The 18,423-nt window shown below is 38.3% G+C and carries 8 protein-coding genes; 2 read left to right on the top strand and 6 right to left on the bottom strand.

Annotation, left to right across the window (positions count from 1 at the left end; all coding sequences use genetic code 11):
* Positions 1–186: 186 nt before the first annotated feature.
* On the top strand, positions 187–1,203 hold the full coding sequence (locus GSQ74_RS07305) for a GntR family transcriptional regulator (RefSeq protein ID WP_158991654.1): 1,017 nt from the start codon (positions 187–189) through the stop codon (positions 1,201–1,203).
* A gap of 3 nt (positions 1,204–1,206) precedes the next feature.
* Positions 1,207–2,805 (top strand): solute:sodium symporter family transporter, encoded by a 1,599-nt coding sequence (locus tag GSQ74_RS07300; RefSeq protein WP_158991652.1) that lies wholly within the window; start codon positions 1,207–1,209, stop codon positions 2,803–2,805.
* 183 nt (positions 2,806–2,988) lie between these two features.
* On the opposite strand, the gene GSQ74_RS07295 is transcribed toward GSQ74_RS07300, so the two are convergent.
* The 6 genes from GSQ74_RS07295 to GSQ74_RS07270 all read right to left on the bottom strand — a co-directional run bounded on the left by GSQ74_RS07295 (position 2,989) and on the right by GSQ74_RS07270 (position 18,095).
* On the bottom strand, positions 2,989–5,730 hold the full coding sequence (locus GSQ74_RS07295) for a DUF5703 domain-containing protein (RefSeq protein WP_158991650.1): 2,742 nt from the start codon (positions 5,728–5,730) through the stop codon (positions 2,989–2,991).
* Between the two features lie 84 nt (positions 5,731–5,814).
* The gene (locus GSQ74_RS07290; protein ID WP_158991648.1) at positions 5,815–7,890 is read right to left on the bottom strand and encodes a tetratricopeptide repeat protein; all 2,076 of its coding nucleotides are present in this window, start codon (positions 7,888–7,890) and stop codon (positions 5,815–5,817) included.
* Between the two features lie 31 nt (positions 7,891–7,921).
* Positions 7,922–9,451, bottom strand: a complete 1,530-nt coding sequence (locus tag GSQ74_RS07285; RefSeq protein ID WP_158991646.1) for a RagB/SusD family nutrient uptake outer membrane protein — start codon at positions 9,449–9,451, stop codon at positions 7,922–7,924.
* A gap of 39 nt (positions 9,452–9,490) precedes the next feature.
* Positions 9,491–12,520 carry a TonB-dependent receptor gene (locus GSQ74_RS07280; protein WP_158991644.1) on the bottom strand — a complete coding sequence of 1,010 codons (3,030 nt, stop codon included), beginning with the start codon at positions 12,518–12,520 and terminating at the stop codon, positions 9,491–9,493.
* Positions 12,521–12,936: 416 nt separating this feature from the next.
* The gene (locus GSQ74_RS07275) at positions 12,937–15,195 is read right to left on the bottom strand and encodes a GH92 family glycosyl hydrolase (RefSeq protein ID WP_158991642.1); all 2,259 of its coding nucleotides are present in this window, start codon (positions 15,193–15,195) and stop codon (positions 12,937–12,939) included.
* Between the two features lie 299 nt (positions 15,196–15,494).
* A complete protein-coding gene (locus GSQ74_RS07270) occupies positions 15,495–18,095 on the bottom strand; it encodes a galactose oxidase (protein WP_158991640.1) in 2,601 nt (866 codons plus the stop codon).
* Between the last annotated feature and the right edge of the window lie 328 nt (positions 18,096–18,423).

Here is an 18,423-nt window from a genome sequence, read left to right as displayed (position 1 = left end):
TAATATTAATTAATTTGACCGTTTAGCGTTAATTAGTTAAGTGAAATTATTAACGCTTTTTATTGTAAACAGAATAGAACAGGCTATATTTACACCTAACATTATTACCAAGATAATAAATATGACTACGACCAAACAGCTTTTTGCGGTTAACATTTTGAAAACCCATAATCTACACAATCGCATATGGTAACCATCTATGAAAAAATACTGGAACTGGAACAAATGCCGTCCTTCTCTAAACACGATCAGTTTGTTAATGGCATAATAAACGCTATTAATGAAAGTATCGTTTCTAAAGGTGAAGCGCTTCCCTCGGTAAATACAATGGTTAAGAAGTTAAGCTTCGCCAGGGCAACCATAATGAAAGGTTATAAAGATCTGATCAGCCGGGGAATTGTTCAATCAAAAAACCGTTTGGGCTTTTATGTAGCAAACGAAAATACCGATCAGACACTTAAGGTTGCCTTAGTGATGTATCTTATGGATTCTTTTCAGGAACAGTTTTACCGTAGTTTCAGGGATGAATTGGGCGTTAATGTTCAGATAGATGTATTCTTTCACCATGGCAACATTACGATATTTGAAAGCATTATGGATATGGTTAAGGGGAAATATGGGATGTACGTAGTATCTCCGATCCCCCATCCCAAAACCAAACAATTGCTGGACCCTTTGCCACGCAATAAGTTCATTATGTTTGATCGTTTTGAACCCCTAAGCGAGGAATTCAACTATGTAACCCAGGAATTTGAAACCTCTTCCTACGAAGTATTCTCGGCTCTGGCAGAAAAAATCAAACTATACGACGAAATGATCTTCTTTCATTTACCGGGATCACTTAATCCATTGGAAATTATAAGGGCGTTTAAAAAGTTTGTTAAAGATTTTGATATTAATGCAAGAATGCTTCCTGAATACATTCCAGGATCGGTAGAACAGGGGAAAGTTTATTTTTCCTTGAACAATGCAGAAATTTGGGAAATATTGAAGGATTGTAAAATAAAAAAGCTGAAGCCGGGAAGAGATATCGGCATTTTATCCCACAATGACGAAGTAATTAAAGAACTGATCGGTGGCGGTATAACAACTTACTCTACAGATTTTGTGCAAATGGGAAAACGGGTTGGTCAGGCTATAATTGGGCGTGAACAAGTGCAGGAGGTAATTCCTACCGTATTAAAACGCCGGGATTCGCTTTAAAAAATGAATGGCGTAGCTTTAATTAGTTTCCTGGCAGTAATCATTGCCATTATTGCTGTATCAGTTTTAAATTCCAAAAAAAGCAAAATAAAAAACGTTGCAGGCCTGTTTTTTGCCAACAGGAAACTAAGCTTTGCCGCTGTTGGCTGCGCCTTGTTCTTCACCAATGTAAATGCCGCTGAATTCCTGGGTGGCAGCGAAGCCGCTTATATCAATAATATGACTACTATGGCTTGGGGCGTGAGCTCCGTATTTGCTATGGTCATCGTTTCGGAGTTTATTATGCCTATTTATCTGCGTGGCGGAATTAATACGACCCCGGATTTTTTGAAAACCCGTTTCGACAACGGAACAAAAATGTTGGTGAGCGCCATCTTCCTGATTGGTTATATGGTAAACCTTTTGCCTATCATCCTTTATACCGGCGCAGTCGCGCTTAATGGTATGTTTCGGATTTCTGATATTTTCCATTGCTCCTATTTTGGTGGGATCATTATCATGGTAGTTTTTATGGGCATAGCAGGGGGCACCTATTCGGTATTGGGTGGACTGAAGATCATTGCCGTATCTGATATTTTGTTAGGTGTTTGCTTATTTGTAGGAGGCGTTTTCCTCACTTATTTTGGTCTGCGCTATATTGGGCATGGTGATTGGAGTTCCGGATGGCATCAATTATTGACTACGCATAAAGAGCATTTAAACGCTATTGGCAGTGCTACGGATGCCGTACCCTTTTCGGGCATTTTTACAGGAATGTTACTGGTTAATTTATTTTATTGGGGAACAGAGCAGGTTATTGTCCAACAGGCACTCTCTGCAAAAAACCTGGAAATGAGCCAGAAAGGTATCGCCTTAACCTGTTGCGGAAAGCTGGCAGGCCCGTTTCTTTTTATGTTACCGGGTATTATAGCCGTACACGCTTTTGAGCATATGCCCCAAACCATCCAGGTATTCCCTAAATTAGTCAGGGACCTTACCCCCCCAGCCATTTGCGGATTTATAGCAGCGATAGTATTCGGAGCGACTATAACTTCGTTCTCTAAAGCCTTGAATAGTTCCGGCACACTCTTCATTTTAAATATTTACAGGCCTTATCTAATAAAGCATAGAAAAAGTTTTAATGATGCCACATTGTTATTTGCATCAAGAAAATTTGAAACAGTAGCTGCGCTGATCGCAATATTATTAGCCCCGATGATCATTTTTGCCAATAGTAACTTCTATACTTATATGCAAAAAGCTAACGCAACGTTTAGCATCCCTATTTTTACGGTAATGTTTGTTGGCTTTATCACCAAAAAGGTACCTCCAATAGCTGCTAAGTGTGGAATCATATTTTGCGCCTCCGGATATCTGCTAACCCAATTTGTATTTCACACGGGTATAAATTTTCTTCATATCTTGGCACTCTTGTTTATTGCTACCACGGCATTAATGTTGATTATTGGCAAATTTGCTCCAATGAAACCTGTTAAACGCCCGGTAAAAGTAATTAATAGTTACCTGACACCCTGGCGGGGACGTCATTGGGTAAATGCCCTGCTAATTGCTGTTATGGTAGCATTGTTTGTGTTATTCTCAAAAGCCGGACTCGCTGGTTAATAAGATCTGCAATTAATATGTACAGAAAAAGTGGTGAGTATTTCGTCGAATCTCCACTAAATTTGCATTAAAAAAAACAAAAAGCCTGAAAATAAACTCATTGCAGGCTTTTCGTTTTTTGATTAAACAGCTATAATATTCATCAATCCGTTTAAATTGTACGTTATAATTTTTATACCTAATTTACTTCCCTTCGATAACCACGTCAGCCATCCTGAAGGCAGGCGTGATCACCAAGCTTGTTATCTTCCCATTTTCTACTGTCCCCTGTACTGTTGTATTATATGGCGCATTTAGTTTAAAATCAGCACTCCATACTTTTGGCCAGGCGGGTAAAAGAATAATCTTTTTGCCATCAGTTTGCATCAGCATTTGTTGCAATCCATTTTCACCATTCCCTCCATTATCCTCATCAGGTGCATAATCATGCCCAGTTGCCCAAAATGCCGGAAATTTAAGCGTAGGCTCCTTACGGGTTAAATCAAAGGTAACATAGCTTTGGGCATCATCCGTCAGCCCGAGCATAGCGGCCTGTATAGGGTCTTGTACCCAGCAGCCTTTATCCTTAAATTTACGAACCTCGAATGTGTTCACGGCTAACGGCAGATCGGGTTTACCTAAGCCATAGAGCCTGAAAGGATAAATTGCATACAGTTCGGGGTTTTCCAGATTATGCCCTTTTATGGTTTGAGGCCCGGTATAAGGCAATAAAACAGGTTTCCCATCCTCATTACCAACAGGTAGTTCAGGTAATTCTTTATAAATCCGTTGCCAGTCTGCTTTCGTTTGTTTATCAACTAAATTATCCGGCAGAGCTATTAAACGACTTATCACAGCATGCAGGCCGGCAATATCCGGTGCCGGGTCATGCACTTTCCAAAACATTTCGATTGAGTTATCGGGGTCAAGCAACAGTTTTCCCTGCGCATCACGACCAAAGTGTTGGTCAAAAAATTGTATACCTGCCGATGCGATTGGCAAAAGCGTTTCTTTGGCGAATTTTTGATCACAGGTATACTCATAGTAATCAAGCATCATCATGCTTAACTCTAATATAGGCGTAAAGTAGTGGCCGGTCCAATTTTCCTTCACTTCAGGCCCCATGTATGATAAGCCACCCCAGAAAGGCGAAGTTTCCGCAAAATATGCTCCTCCATGATGATAGAAATTTTTTACCTGTTTGGCATTATCCGGCAATATCTGGGCATACATGTTAAAAAGAGGCAACATTTCATCAAAATCACCTGCCATTAACCGCGGCCAATACATAGCCCGTGTATTTTGCATCCAGTATTGTCCGCCCCATTCCCTATAATCAGCGTCTATTAAACTGGCCGGTGATTTTTCATTTGACTTATAAGCAGTATTGTCTACAACGAATATTGAGCCGTTAAACTTAATTGGATAAGCGCCCCGGCCTGCACAAGCAGTTACAAATCGCTGTAAAATATAACCTTTGGTTGTACTATCTGCTAATTTATTCCCTCTAATAAATATCCAGCTCCTGTGCCAAAATTGATCCCACCATTGCTGGTGCGCCAACCGCGTTTGTTCTAATGGAAGCTCTTCTATTTGCGCGGCCTGATTGTTAACTTTCGATAACCATTTTTTGGCGGATAGCTCTTTTGTAGTTAATGGATAAATAGAAATCAATTGATTGGTTACTGCTGTGTGTGATTCTAGTGTGGTATCATCTTTATAAACCAACTGACTCCCTTTAATAACCCCACCAAAGATAATCCTGCGCAAGTGCGAGTCTGCATCATCAGGATTTTGGTGATACCAGGTGATTTTATTCTCCCGTTTGGCCAGGATAGTGTCACCATTACCTATACGCCAGTCATCCAATGTAACCCTTACAGAAGCCGGTCTTACGCTTTTTGATTCTACCCTGATCACCGGATGATTAGCATCAACCCATACCCTAAGCTGCACAGCATTGTCTCCGGCACCTTCATTAACTACTATTTCGTTGTTATGCAGTTTAAGTATTTGCTGAAAGGATGCACCCGGATTTAATAAAGGATTAGGATTTACGGAAACACGTACTTTCCCTAATTTCATCAATATCCCCCCAGCCTTTATCCACGTATTTTTTTCTGTAGATGAAGCCGCACCCCATGCGTCCGTCTTCCCAATATAAAAACAAAGGTCGCCATTAGGTTCAACCCAAACATTCAGTCCTATATCGCCATTGCCAGTCGGCATTGATTGCGATGAGCTGGGTCCGGGAGTATCCCAGCTTACATTATAGCCATCCAATTGGCTAATGCCGGGTTTTGTATCGGTTATTACCCTATATACATTCTGGGCCATAATGCCTGCCCCTTCTATGTCAGGATGTATTTTATCAGGCATATTCGCCTCTTTATTTACAAATGGCGAATGCATATCTATCACCTCAACATGCTCCGTATAAGCTACATTTTGTATGCGCGGATTAACCTGCTTAACAATTTCCGAATCCCATATACCTGTAGTATCTTTTTCAAAAGATGGCATGGCCAGCAATAAAATAATCCGTGGGTGTGATGGTAACTGAGTGAAGGAATGAATAAAATCCCGGTAATCTTGTTCATATTCATCCAGGTGTATACGGTTAATTAGTTTGCTATCATTCCCGCCCAAGTCAATAATAACTATATCGGGATTATTGGCTAATGCATCTTTATATTGCGGGGTACGCCAATAAGGATAATCGCCCTTACGCAATAGCGTAGTACCGCTTACCCCATAATTTACTACCTGATATTTATCGCCAAGCATTTTTTGTAATTGTGCCGGATAACAGTTTTGTTCTCTGTTCTCCAAACGCGCGCCATAGGTAATACTGGCGCCTATACAGGCTACTTTTATTTTATCACCAGGTTGCCCATGAACCGTTACAGCAGTGAAAACAAGAATTAAAAAAAACAAGTATTTCATTATCAAAAATTTAAATCATATTACTAATCTTAACCTATTGGGGTTGTAAGCTATTAGCCAGTACACTAATACACATGCCACCATTTACTTGTGCTCATTTTTAACAGACAAATTATTCATTTTTGAAATCAATAATTTGGTATCGACATTTTCCGGATCGATTTTCGAAGCTTTTTCAATATACTTTTCTGCACCATCCTGATTTTCCATCGATAAATAAGTGCCCGCAATCTGATTTAAAATTTTGACATTGGTAGAGTCTGCCAAATAGCTCTTTTTTAATTGTATAACATTCTCTGTATAGGTTTTAAGTCCGTTAAGGTTTAAACCTGAAGTATTATTTGAAATTCCATAATCGATATACGGTATCGCATTTTCAGGTTGATCGTACTTTAAATACAGTACCAAAATATACCTGGCTTTCTCAAATGAAGGAGATATGGCAAATGATTTTTTAAAATTGTATAAAGCGCTTTTATCATCTTTTAGCGTCCCATCCAGTGCGGCCGCTTTCTCATATAGATCATCATTACCCGGATCTTCCAATATCAAGTTCTCAACAACATCCTTCGCTTCTTTATATCGATGATAGCCAACATAATATATATATAAGGAATTCATTGTAACACTCCAGTTAGCTTTATTAAAAACCAGGTCATAGGCAAATGTTTGTTCCGCATTGTCAGCCTTTATCGAATCCTTTGCATTTGGGTCATTGTAAGGCCAATGAGATTTAAGGTTAAATATTCGATCCATCCCCGCAATTGAATCAGTCCTGCTAACAGGCATTCTTTGAAGTAATTGCGTAAAGGACATTTCGTTGGCCCGGTCACCATCCGGCAACATTTTAGTTTTCCTGAGTTCATTATAGAATGCATCAGACATAATCGCGTAACCTTTCAAATTAGGATGGACATGGTCCAGGATAAGTTCGTTTCCTATGATATGATGATCAGCATATGATTCAAATGCACCTTTAGTATCCACCAGGTGGGTGTTCGGATATCTAAGGCATAGCTTAGTAATAATGGCATTAAATTCCTCCGGTGCCCGGAACCTCAACCCGTCAAGATCCTGAGCTTTAAGAAAATATTGCCTGGCCCGATCAAAATCCCCTCTGGCAAAACACACCTTGCCCAGATAATAATTACAAAGGGCACTCTTGTTATATTGCTTTTCCGCTTGGTTTAAATAATGGTATGCTCCTGAAAAATCATTATTATTTAAGGCCTTTAACCCTATCAAATAATTTTTTTTAAAAGCTGAAGCTGATGAATCACTCGGTTCAATACTTATAAATGGTTTTAGGTCTTTCTCATTACTTACCAGATTACTTAAAAAAACCGGAATATGTTGTTTATTAAATAGACTGAGTACCGCATCCATATTTGTTTCGAACTGGTTTACCCCTTTCTTATATAAAGCCGACTGATAAGGAATTTCTTGTTTTGCAGCCATTAACTGCATACGAGTTTCACTATGCTCCGCTTTGTCGTCGTTATGAAAGCTAGTTAAGCTTCCATAAAGGTTTGTTATTAACTGAGCGAGCTTTAACTCCCGAAGATCAAGTATAAAATTTACAATAAAACGGTTGCTGCTTATATGTTGAGTGGATGCAGCACCTAAAGCGCCATAAAATTCGTTATGTCCGGTATAAACTAATACCGCATCAGGTTCATAATTGACAACTTCTTTGGCAAAACCTAAAACAGTATAAGAGTTAACCGCAGTTAAGGAGAGATTAATGATTTCAAAGTTCTTGTCAGGAAAAGTATGCATTAAGCGATATTGCAGCCAACGGTGGAAAGACCCATTATGAAAATACGGATAACCAATGGTGGTTGATTCGCCTAAAACAAAAATACGTATAGTATTATTATCCTTTTTTTTCTTAAATGGTTCAATATTTCCTGTTGTAGCAAAATCATTGTCTGTGAAATATCTTTTCGAAGCATCCGGGTTAAATACAAGGTAATTACTATTGTCCTTGTCCGTTATAAACAAATCCAGATTATTTCCATAGTTGAATATTCTTAAGCCCAGCTCAAATAAGAATAAAATGGTTAAAGGGACCAGTAAAATACTGATCCCTTTAAATAACCTGATTTTTCTTTTGGAAAGCGCCTCTAATGATTGGGTTTTATTTTTTTTTGTCGGCATAAATTATCCCTCACTGTGAGATTAAATGTAATTAATATCCGGGATTTTGTTTCCAACTAGGATTTAATATCATTTCACTATATGGAATTGGCGCTATATATTTCTCCTGGATATTTACCCCGGGAGGAATTGCATTTTCGGAAGGGTCTCTTGCGGCAACCACTGCTGGCAGTAATTGCAGGCGCACGATATCAAACCAGCGCACACCAAACTCCCCTGCGCATTCATAAGCTCTTTCGTACACAACTGAGTCACGGAATGCTAGTTGGGATAGGCCAGGGGTTAGCGGAGCCTCACCAGCTCGTGCCCTCACCATATTAATGGCAGCATAACCAGCTGCTGTTGGTGCCCCACCCGCCATATCTGATGATTCTGCATAGTTTAACAGTACTTGTGGATACCTCATTATATCATAGGCCTTATTTGTACTTGGGTTAATAGAAAGTATAGTAGTAGCCGTTTCGCTAACCCCATCTCCATTAAGCCCAGCCCGGAATTTTTTGTAATAAGGGTGCCTCGCGTGGGTATGGGAATCATCCCATGGGTACAGGGTAAATGTTACATTGTCGGCGTTCCTTATTTTGAGTGTAGTATAAAATGTAAGGTTCGTCCTGGTACAAACGGGCGCATTTCTAAAGAAATTAAGTTCAGGATAAACATCATCCCAGCCGCTTGATCCATTTAAAGCTACTTCATCCAAAGGGACGTTAGTTGATCCGTAACTGCGCTGCGGCAAACTGGCGGCAACGTTATATTGTAATGCAAAAATGGATTCAGAACTATTATTTGTGGTAAAAACCTGATCATATGGTGTATTTAAATTGTAAACACCTGCTTGCATCACTACATTAGCTTCTGCTGCTGCTAACGCGTAATTACTGGCTTGGTTTAGCGGCCACCCTCCCATTGTTTGATACACATCAGCTAATATAGCACTGGCAGAATAAGTGCTCGGTATACCCTGTTGCAGGGTTGTACTTAACATACCTTTAGCTGTTTTTAAATCACTTATTATGGAAGCGTAAACTGAAGCCACATCAGCTCTTGGCGGCCTTGAATTCGGGTCGATAGTTCCTAAAACCAAAGGCACTTCACCAAATGTGCGTACTAAATAATAATAGCATAACCCTCTTAAAAAATAAGCCTGGCCGGCAGAAGCTGCCTTTAAAGCATCAGTGGAGTTAACTTTCTGGTAGTTGGAGATTACATTATTGGCCTGATATATACACGCCCATGGGCCTTGCCACTGCGCTTCCATACTACTGTTATCACTACCTCCGGACAACCTGTCGAAATCCCTCGAATCTTGTTTATTTAGACCGGGGTCAGTTGTAAGATCATCTGAGCCGAAATAAGATGTTTCTTTGCTTGTAAATCCCCATGAACCATCTCTGGCAAGTACAACGTACATTGCACTTACTGCGCCATCAAGATCACTTTGTGTTTTAAAATACGTAGCCGGTGTTAGCGATGCTTTCGGATCCTCCTGAAGGATTTTGTTACATCCAGAGAACATCACTAATGCCACAGATGCAAACAACATCAATTTTATCGTTTTCATTTTTTTATATTTTTTAATTTATAACTATCATCTCTTTATTTACAAACCAAGCCTGAAACCAACTGTATAAGTTCTTGGATTTGGAATTACGCCGAATTCCTGGCCCTGATCATTAGTTGTATTTCCATTAAATACCTCAGGATCATACCCCGGGTACTTGGTAATGGTAAATAAGTTCTGCCCGCTTACATATACCTCCAGATTCCTGATATGCACTCTTTTTAGCAAATCCTCTGGTATGTGATAGGCAATTGAAAGGTTTTTCAACTTGGCATAACTTGCATTGTATACGTAACGGCTACTGTTATTGTAATTATGGCTTGTTGTGCTCCATGCGGGATTATTGGTTTGATGGGCAGGAGTCCACAAGTTTTCAGGAACAGCTGCCTCAAGCTCGGCATTATTATTATCGCCTAAACCACCCCACAAATAAGCCAGTGTTTGGGAATAGATCTCGTTACCCTGTTCGCCCTGGAACATAAAGCTTAATGTAAAACGATCATAGCTAAAATCATTAATAAATCCATAGGTATATCTAGGTGTAGCATTGCCAATCGGCTGATAGTCTGCCGAAGTGTAGGCATGATCACCATTAAGATCCTGAAACTTAGCATCGCCAGGTTTCATGCCATATAAAGCAGCTTGACTGGCTTCATCCGTTTTCCAGGTACCTAAGAATTTATACCCATAAAATTCTCCTAATGGCTGGCCTACTTTAATAATACCGTAACCGTCCGAAATATTATCTAAACCTTCCAAACTTAATACCTTATTACGGTTCATAGACACGTTAAAATTGGTAGTCCATTTAAATCTAGATGTTACAACAGGTGTTCCCCCAATGGCAAATTCCAATCCCTTATTGCCAATACTGCCTATATTTTTCTGAACAGTTCCCCCACCAAGATATTGAGGTATTGGAACAGCATACAAAAGATTATTTACCTTGTTGGTGTATCCATCTGCTGTAAACGTCAGTCTACCTTTTAAAAATGCCATATCAATACTCAGATCATAAGACGTTTTAACTTCCCACTTCAGTGAAGTAGGTGCAGGTGTTCCTAAAAATGTAGCATTACTTGCCGGGCCACCATAACCGCTAAAATAATATCCGGTTGACGGATTTCCAGCTGTTGTAATTTGAGCTATACTTGAATAAGCACCAACTGATTGATTACCAGTTTGGCCATAGGTAGCCTTTATTCTTAAGTCAGAAAAGATATTAGAATTTTTTAAGAAATCTTCCTTCGCCACATCCCAACTTAAACCCAGGGATGGGAAGGAACTATATTTGTCTATCAGGTGTGAAGACCCATCGTCACGTATACTGGCTGCTAATTCATACTTACCTTTATATGAATAAATTGCACGGGCAAAGTACGATATCAAAGCATCAGCACTATAACCGGATGAAGTTTGCTGAGTACCGCCCAGTGCCAGATTATAATAGCCTAAACTATACGTAGACAGGTTGGTTGATTTTGCCTGGAAGTTTACATTTTCATCCTGAGATTGTTCATATCCTGCTGTAATATTGAAGGAATGATCTCCAAGAGTCTTTTTATATGTAAGATAATTACTGGTTAAATATCCGTGAGACTTATTATAATTATCCTGGGCATAATCTGAACCGCTTACGTAATTAGCTGTTCCGGGGCCATAGACTTGTTGCTGAAGATCCGACCCAATTGAATACACGTCATTCGATGTAAAGGTTAAATCGTTAATGATACGATAAGTAAAGGATACCTGTCCGTTCAAATTTGTTTGGGAATCATCACTAGCCTGGCTAAGCGCCTGAGCAATTGGGTTAGGTTGTATAGATCCATATTGAGAACTTTGCACGAATGTACCATCCGGGTTACGAATCGGAGACAAAGGGCTCCATTCTGCTGCCTGATTGAATGGATCACCTAAACCACCACCATAAGTATTGTTATGGCTCTGAGGAAGACTTGCAGTTATGTAAATCTTCAGATCCATTCGGTCATTTATTTTGGTATCGAGTGTGCTTTTAAAGCGTGTTTGCTTATACCACTGGTTAAGAATAAGGCCTGGCTGGTCCAGATAATTCAGGGAAACACGATAGGTGGTTTTATCTGATCCTCCTGAAACATCCAGCTGATAATTCTCAACCGTTGGCTTCACCTGTAAAGCCCGCTGCCAATCGGTACCACCATTTGTCTTATACGCATCGAGTTGGGCCTGTGTAAACGGTTCAGCGGTGCCTACAGCAGCGTTTTGCGCATTAACTGAACGTGCAAAGTCATAGGCATCCATCAGATCCAGCTCTTTCGGGATCTCAGCCTTTTGTATCCAAGTACTAAAATTGATTTGGGTTTTACCGGACTGCCCCGTTTTTGTTGTGATCAGAATGACCCCATTTGACCCTCTAGATCCATAAATAGCAGTAGCAGCAGCGTCTTTTAATACTTCGACTGACGCGACATCATTTACATTCACATCACCACCAGCGCCAATGTTGCCATCGATGACAAACAAAGGCCCCGTTCCGCCCGTAATGGTATTAACACCACGGATAATAATACTTGGCCCCTGGCCCGGCTGCCCGCTTTGGCTAGTAACAGCTACGCCTGAAACCGTTCCCTGCAATGCCTGGGATACATTATCCAATGGCCGTTTTGCAATCTCTTTAGCGGATACACTGCCATAGGAACCCACAATATCGCTCCTTTTTTGCGAGCCATAACCTATTGCAACTACTTCATTTAAGGTAGTCGCCGCTTCTTCCATCACTACATTTATATTAACCTGTCCGTTGAGCGGGATCCTTCGTGGCGTATAGCCAACAAAGGTAAATAGAAGTACGGCGTCAGCATCCGCGTTCAATCGAAAATTACCCTGGCTGTCAGAAATAGTGCCTAGATTTGTTCCTTCAACCCTAACAGTTACTCCAGGAATGGGCTCTCCCTTACTATCTTTAATTTTTCCACTTATTGCAACCTGCTGATGAGGTGAAATTGATATTTCACTTTTTCCAAGCGCTAATGCTGCATAGCTTCCAAATGTCATGCACCATAGAAATAGCATAAATAAAAGTTTTTTCATTCTGTTTAAATTTGGTTAAGAAAATTGGTTAGTAATTGTTTATCGAAAGTAGAATTACCCAATTAATAAACTATTAACAAAAGATTAATGACTGCAATAATTAAAACAGAAATAACTAACTGAAAATAAGATAATTAAGTAAAACACATTTATAAATTATATTAATTTAATAGTTCGACATTATTAAAGCGTGAAGAGAATAAGTAAAAATCTATTAATTTACATATACTACATTCTTTTAATCTTGTAATAACACTTGTAAATATTGATATACGCTAATCTTAATACAGATTTGTAGCGCTGTATTTATTATAAATTATTGTTCAGATTTTAATAATAAATTCTTCTTTATCAAGCCCGGTCAGAATGATCCAACCAGGCTTAGCAACAGTAAACTTATATTATTATTAATGAGACTACTGACTGCCCCAATTTTTATTGGGCTTAGGCCCCATTTCTAATTCAAGATCGCCACCTGCAATTAATTGCTCATGTGTAAACCATGGTGTATTTAAGGGTTCCCCGTTAAATTTGGCGCTTTGTATGTATTTATTCTTAACTGAACAGTTGTTAGCAATCATAGTAAACTGCTTTCCATTAGGGAGAGCGATTGCAACTTTTTTAAATACTGGACTTCCGATAGTATACAATGGTATTCCAGGGGTAACAGGATAAAATCCCATGGAGGAAAACACTACGAACGCTGACATACCACCACCATCCTCATCACCAGGAATACCGAAGATCGTGTCCTTAAACCATACATCCAGAAGGAACCTGACACGGTTTTGAGTCTTCCAGGGAGCATTAGTGAAATTGTAAAGGTATGGTATCATAAAACTCGGTTCATTTCCCATTGAAAATTGTCCTACTAAGCCGGTCGCATCCGGAAATTTACTCCAAAACTCATACTTACTTCTTCCCAAACCTTCACGGTATAATTGGTCAAGCTTATTTTCAAACATGGTTTTGCCACCCATAAGTGTCATTAAACCTTTCACATCATATTGCACCTGCCATAAATATGTCCAACCATTATTTTCGTCATAATAATCTCTTCCCCCCATGCCACCATCAAATTTAGGGTCAATGTTTATCCAGTGGCCTTGGGCATCCTTTGGAATAAACATTTTCACCTTATCGTTCCACAGGTTTTTATAATTAAGCGCCCGCAAACTGAATTTTTTATAGTCATCATCTTTGCCCAAATCTTTTGCCATTTGTGCAACCGCCCAATCATCATAGCTACCGCCAAGCGTTACTGCTACCGCCTGTCTTTTCTCAAAAGGGTTTACCAATGCCACCGTTTCTCCCTCTCCGGGGCGCAAGGCTGGGTAATAACCATTTTTGTAATAAAAATCATCTAAAACAGTTTTTGGCCCGTTTCTCCAGGGAAGCATAGTTGCCTGGGTTGCATTTTTCAACATTCCCTCATATGCCTTTAAACTATCAAATCCTCTTATTCCTTTACGATAATCATCAAGGATCATAATAGATGAGTGAAAAGCATTCATACAGGGGTTATCGCCAAAAAGAACAGGAAAAGTTGGCATCCATCCCCCTTGTTCGTATTGTGTTACATATGAATTAACCATATCCTGCTCCATCCCAGGATCCAGTATAACCCTAAGTGGATGCAGCGCCAGGTAAGTATCCCAAATCCAGTCATCCACATAAAACGGGCGATTACTGGTATGTATTTCTTTATCATACCCACTATAGTATTTATTATTCTCAGATATATCAACCATTCGCTCATTACAACGATACAGAGCTGTGTAAAACGATCTCTTTTGCGCTTCGGTACCACCGATAACTGTTATCTGATTGATAACTTTTGCCCAAGCCGCCTCTGCATTGTTTTTAACATTTAAAAAAGATTTATCTTTTATTTCGTTGTCAAAGTTTTCCTTAGCTTGTTCAGCGCTTATATAGGATATCGCATATCTGAATTCAACTGTATCAGGCGAGTTTGCCGGAAACGATATCCAGGCTTTAACATTAATACCGCTTGCCGAATCATTTGTATCTAATTTCCCAGCTTTAACTGTGCCTGTTTTACCAGCTGTGCTAAAAACACCATACATGTAAACTTTTATATCATTATGATAAGTTTCCATTCCCTGCATTTCGTTGCCGGTAAAATGCCAGCTACCCACACCATCATTATACAGGTTAAAAAGAAGACTTTTATTAGCTGAATTATGCGGAAAAGCAAAGCGGAACACACCGGTTTTTTTACCAGCTGTAAATTCAACATTCATGTCGTCATCAACTAGATAAGTTGAATAGTACCAGGGCCGTGTTACTTCCAAATCATGATCAAAAGTTAATTTTTGATCCCATGCCGCTATTGAAAGTGGCTTTACCGATGGTTTAAGCGCAAATACCTGACCTAAACGATGAGAAACTATAGTTAACGGAAAGCTTGAGATCTGATCGTCAATGTAATCATTTCGTTGAGGGTACATTCTTATTAGCTGGTGAGGTAATTGTACTGTCGGCCTGGTGGGTTCCAGCAATTGACCAACGTTACCAATACGCGGATCAACGTATTTCAAATTACCACCGCCAGCATTTCCATCTTCATTTTGAGCATCCGCTGTTACACTATAACAGCAAACTAATACGAGGTGTAAAACAGCTATAAATAGCCGTAAATTGTGTTTGTTCATTTATTTTGGTTTATAGAATCCTCAAGATGATCATACAATTAAACATGTTATCAATAAATAAATCGTAGTGAATACATTCGGCACTTATAATCAATTGCCTGTACACTTCAGAAGTAATCTTTTTGTTTATAATCAGTTTTAAGTATGATCAGCCGCCACATTAATTGGTTGCTTTCAGGGTGCTAATTAAACCTCAAACAGTTAATAAAAGATTAATGAAAGCATTAATAAAAAATTATTAGACATAATAATTAATATTTATTGCTGTTTTCAGGAAATAAAAAGTGGAATAAAGAAGATTATGAATGTTGTATTAAGATATCATGAAAATCTTTTTTAAAATCTTCATCATAAGTTATTTTGTACTCTTTAACAAAACTCTCAAAAGTATTTTTGGCTAAAGAGCGTTTACCTAGTGTTAATAATGCATTACACTTTAATATCATCGATTCCTCATTAACCGGATCGAAGTAAAATATAAAGTTGGCTATCTCTATTAAAAATTCAGCGTTATAGGGCTGAGACGATTGTGCATAATGAAGAAACGTATCAATTACTTCGCTTGAAATCTCCGCTTTAAAGCTATCCAGCCACTCGTGATCACTGTTTGATAAGAAATTACCGCGACGGGTTATCTCGAAAAGTAACTTTATTTTTTCCTCGTCAAGTTTCTTTTTATCCCTAACTATATGCAGGTAGTTAAAATAATCAACATAAGTTTTGTCATAATCGATATCTATTTTCCAATAACCGGTATCTTTTGATAAATGGCAATATTCCACTTTATCCAATAGTGATTTAAGCTTCGCAATATTTACCGAGCGGTTATTCCTGGCACTTTTGGCCGACTTATCAAACCAAAGTATTTCATTCAATTTTTCGGAGCTTAACCCCCTGCCCCTTTTAATAGAATATAGCAAAATAAGCAAAAACAGTTCCTTTACTAAGGGTGAAAAATGCTTTGTTATATCTATTCCGTCAGCATCAAAAACCTGTAAATCACCAAATAACAGAATTGCGTTTTTAAGCGGAATATCACTTTCATATTCGGGCGCGTCGTTTAAAGAAGTTATATGTTCAGTATCCTGCGGTTGATGTTCAACAGCAGGAATTGCGGGTTCAAAAACGGGTAAAGATTCCTCTTGAACTTTAAGGAGTTGCATTTTTCGCTTCCTGATTTTATAATATATACCGCCAGCCACAGATAGTATTAAAACTATAAATATCAGAGGATATAGCAATTTATCATTTTTCGCGAGTGACAAATTTCCGGGCATATTAATTGGCGGGCCCAATAAAGTATAAATATTGACTTTAGTTTCATCATTATCCGTTCTGAGTAAAGTAACTACAACGAATTTATTGCTTAGCGGGCAATAGTATAGATCAGCAAAGGAATGTATATCATTAAAACTATACGGTATTGCACTCGTTAAAATTTTATATGAAGGCTTATTTAAGGAGCCGCTGATAAGCTGTAGGCTAGAGTTGTATTTATTTTGAGGAAATATTAATCCGTAGTATGTTTTTTCTTTGTCATTTATAATTAGAGAGCTGGCAAAGGAAAAATCCTCGTTGTTAACTTTCAAATCGAATAGCTTTTTAAACGTTTTATCTTTCGTAGTAAAACGCATCATGCTATAAATATTTTTCGGGTTTAATATTTGCAGCCCGCTTGAATTGCCATAACCACCTATAATATAAACTGTATCACCTCTAGGGTTTACGCCTAATGCTGATAGATAACGAGGCATAAAAAAATCGCCTTTATACTTTACCTGCTGCCATTTCTGCGTTTTAAATATATATTGCTGTACTGTATTCTTGTACTGCAGAAGTCCATAACCTCCGAACAGATATAAAGAAGTATCTGTGCCTGAAATCATTTTGTTGGCATGCCAAAAATCTGTTACCTCGTTAGGTGTAAACTTTTTATCCCACGTTTTCGTTTCAAAGCTGTACCTAGCTACTGTTTTTTGATCAGGGAAAAAGTTGTATAAACTATTGTCATACTGATTATACACCGATTGATTGCCTTGGTTAAGATTTGGCTTAACAATATTAGCGCTGCTTGTCATTACCGAACTGTTTACAGAATAGTTATAAACCGAATCTTTACTGACTATATACAATATTTCTTTTTTACTGTCAAAGGCAGTACTGGCGACACCATCCACTGTGATATCCTTTGTTTTTTGCCAATTGTGATGCATTTCTGATATCCATAAGGGATTTACTACGATACCATTTTGCTGTCCAATAATCTCATGAACTATATTTCCAGTCCCTTCATCCAGTGGCCAGCTGTATTTCAACACCTTATTTTGGGTTATACTGATATTACGCAGTTTCATAGGAGGAATATCAGTTGTTGCAAATTGTTGGTAGCTATTTGTTCCAAAAAGAATTTTATAATAGCTACTTTTTTTCAAATGCAAACCGCTCTCAATAAATGTGTGATGCCCATCAAAAAGCCTGAGCTGTCCCTTTTCTACATCAAAAGTAATTCGCAGCCTGTTCCATTGATTAAAAAGCGTATTTGAAGGTATATCGAATTTTATATCCGTTAATCTATCTCCGGCAATAATATTAAAATGATCTTTAGGATTATCGGGGCTATAAACCAGATCAAAATTCTGATTGTTATCATCGATTATTCGTACGATATACCCAAAATAAGTAGCACGATAAGGCAAAAAGGAAAGATCGAAAGAAATGTCAAAATTACCATTAAGAGAAACCCCTTTTTCAGAGCACAAATCAAGTGAGGTTCGCTTATCCTGTACAACCTCATGGCTTGAAAACCCCAATCCATAATTTTGCCCAAAACAATTGTTATGCAGAACGAAAACAAAAGCAACTAAAAAAATAATTTCAAAACCCGAGTAAAGTTTTCTCATACTTAATCTAATGCTCTATGTGTATATAACGGTTGTATACACAAATCTTTTTACAGGTTTACAATTCGTGCAACCAGGTTGCGATTTCAATTAATCCAAATTTAATATTTGATATAGTAATTTCAAACTATAATAATTAATTGTTATAGTTTCAATTGCAGATCAGTTTCATTTAAAAAAATTGTATAAAAGTATGATTATCTTACAAAATATAAGTCTACATTAAAAATGAGATCGATTGTTAATATTAAAAGCAGGTTTTCCTAAAACCATCGGTGACGATTTGTACAAAAAATCAACAATTATTCATTTAGAAAAGCGGAAAAAT

This window comes from Mucilaginibacter sp. L196, assembly GCF_009765905.1.
In the GTDB taxonomy this organism is placed as follows: Bacteria; Bacteroidota; Bacteroidia; order Sphingobacteriales; family Sphingobacteriaceae; genus Mucilaginibacter.
This window is presented reverse-complemented; position numbering and strand designations above follow the sequence as displayed.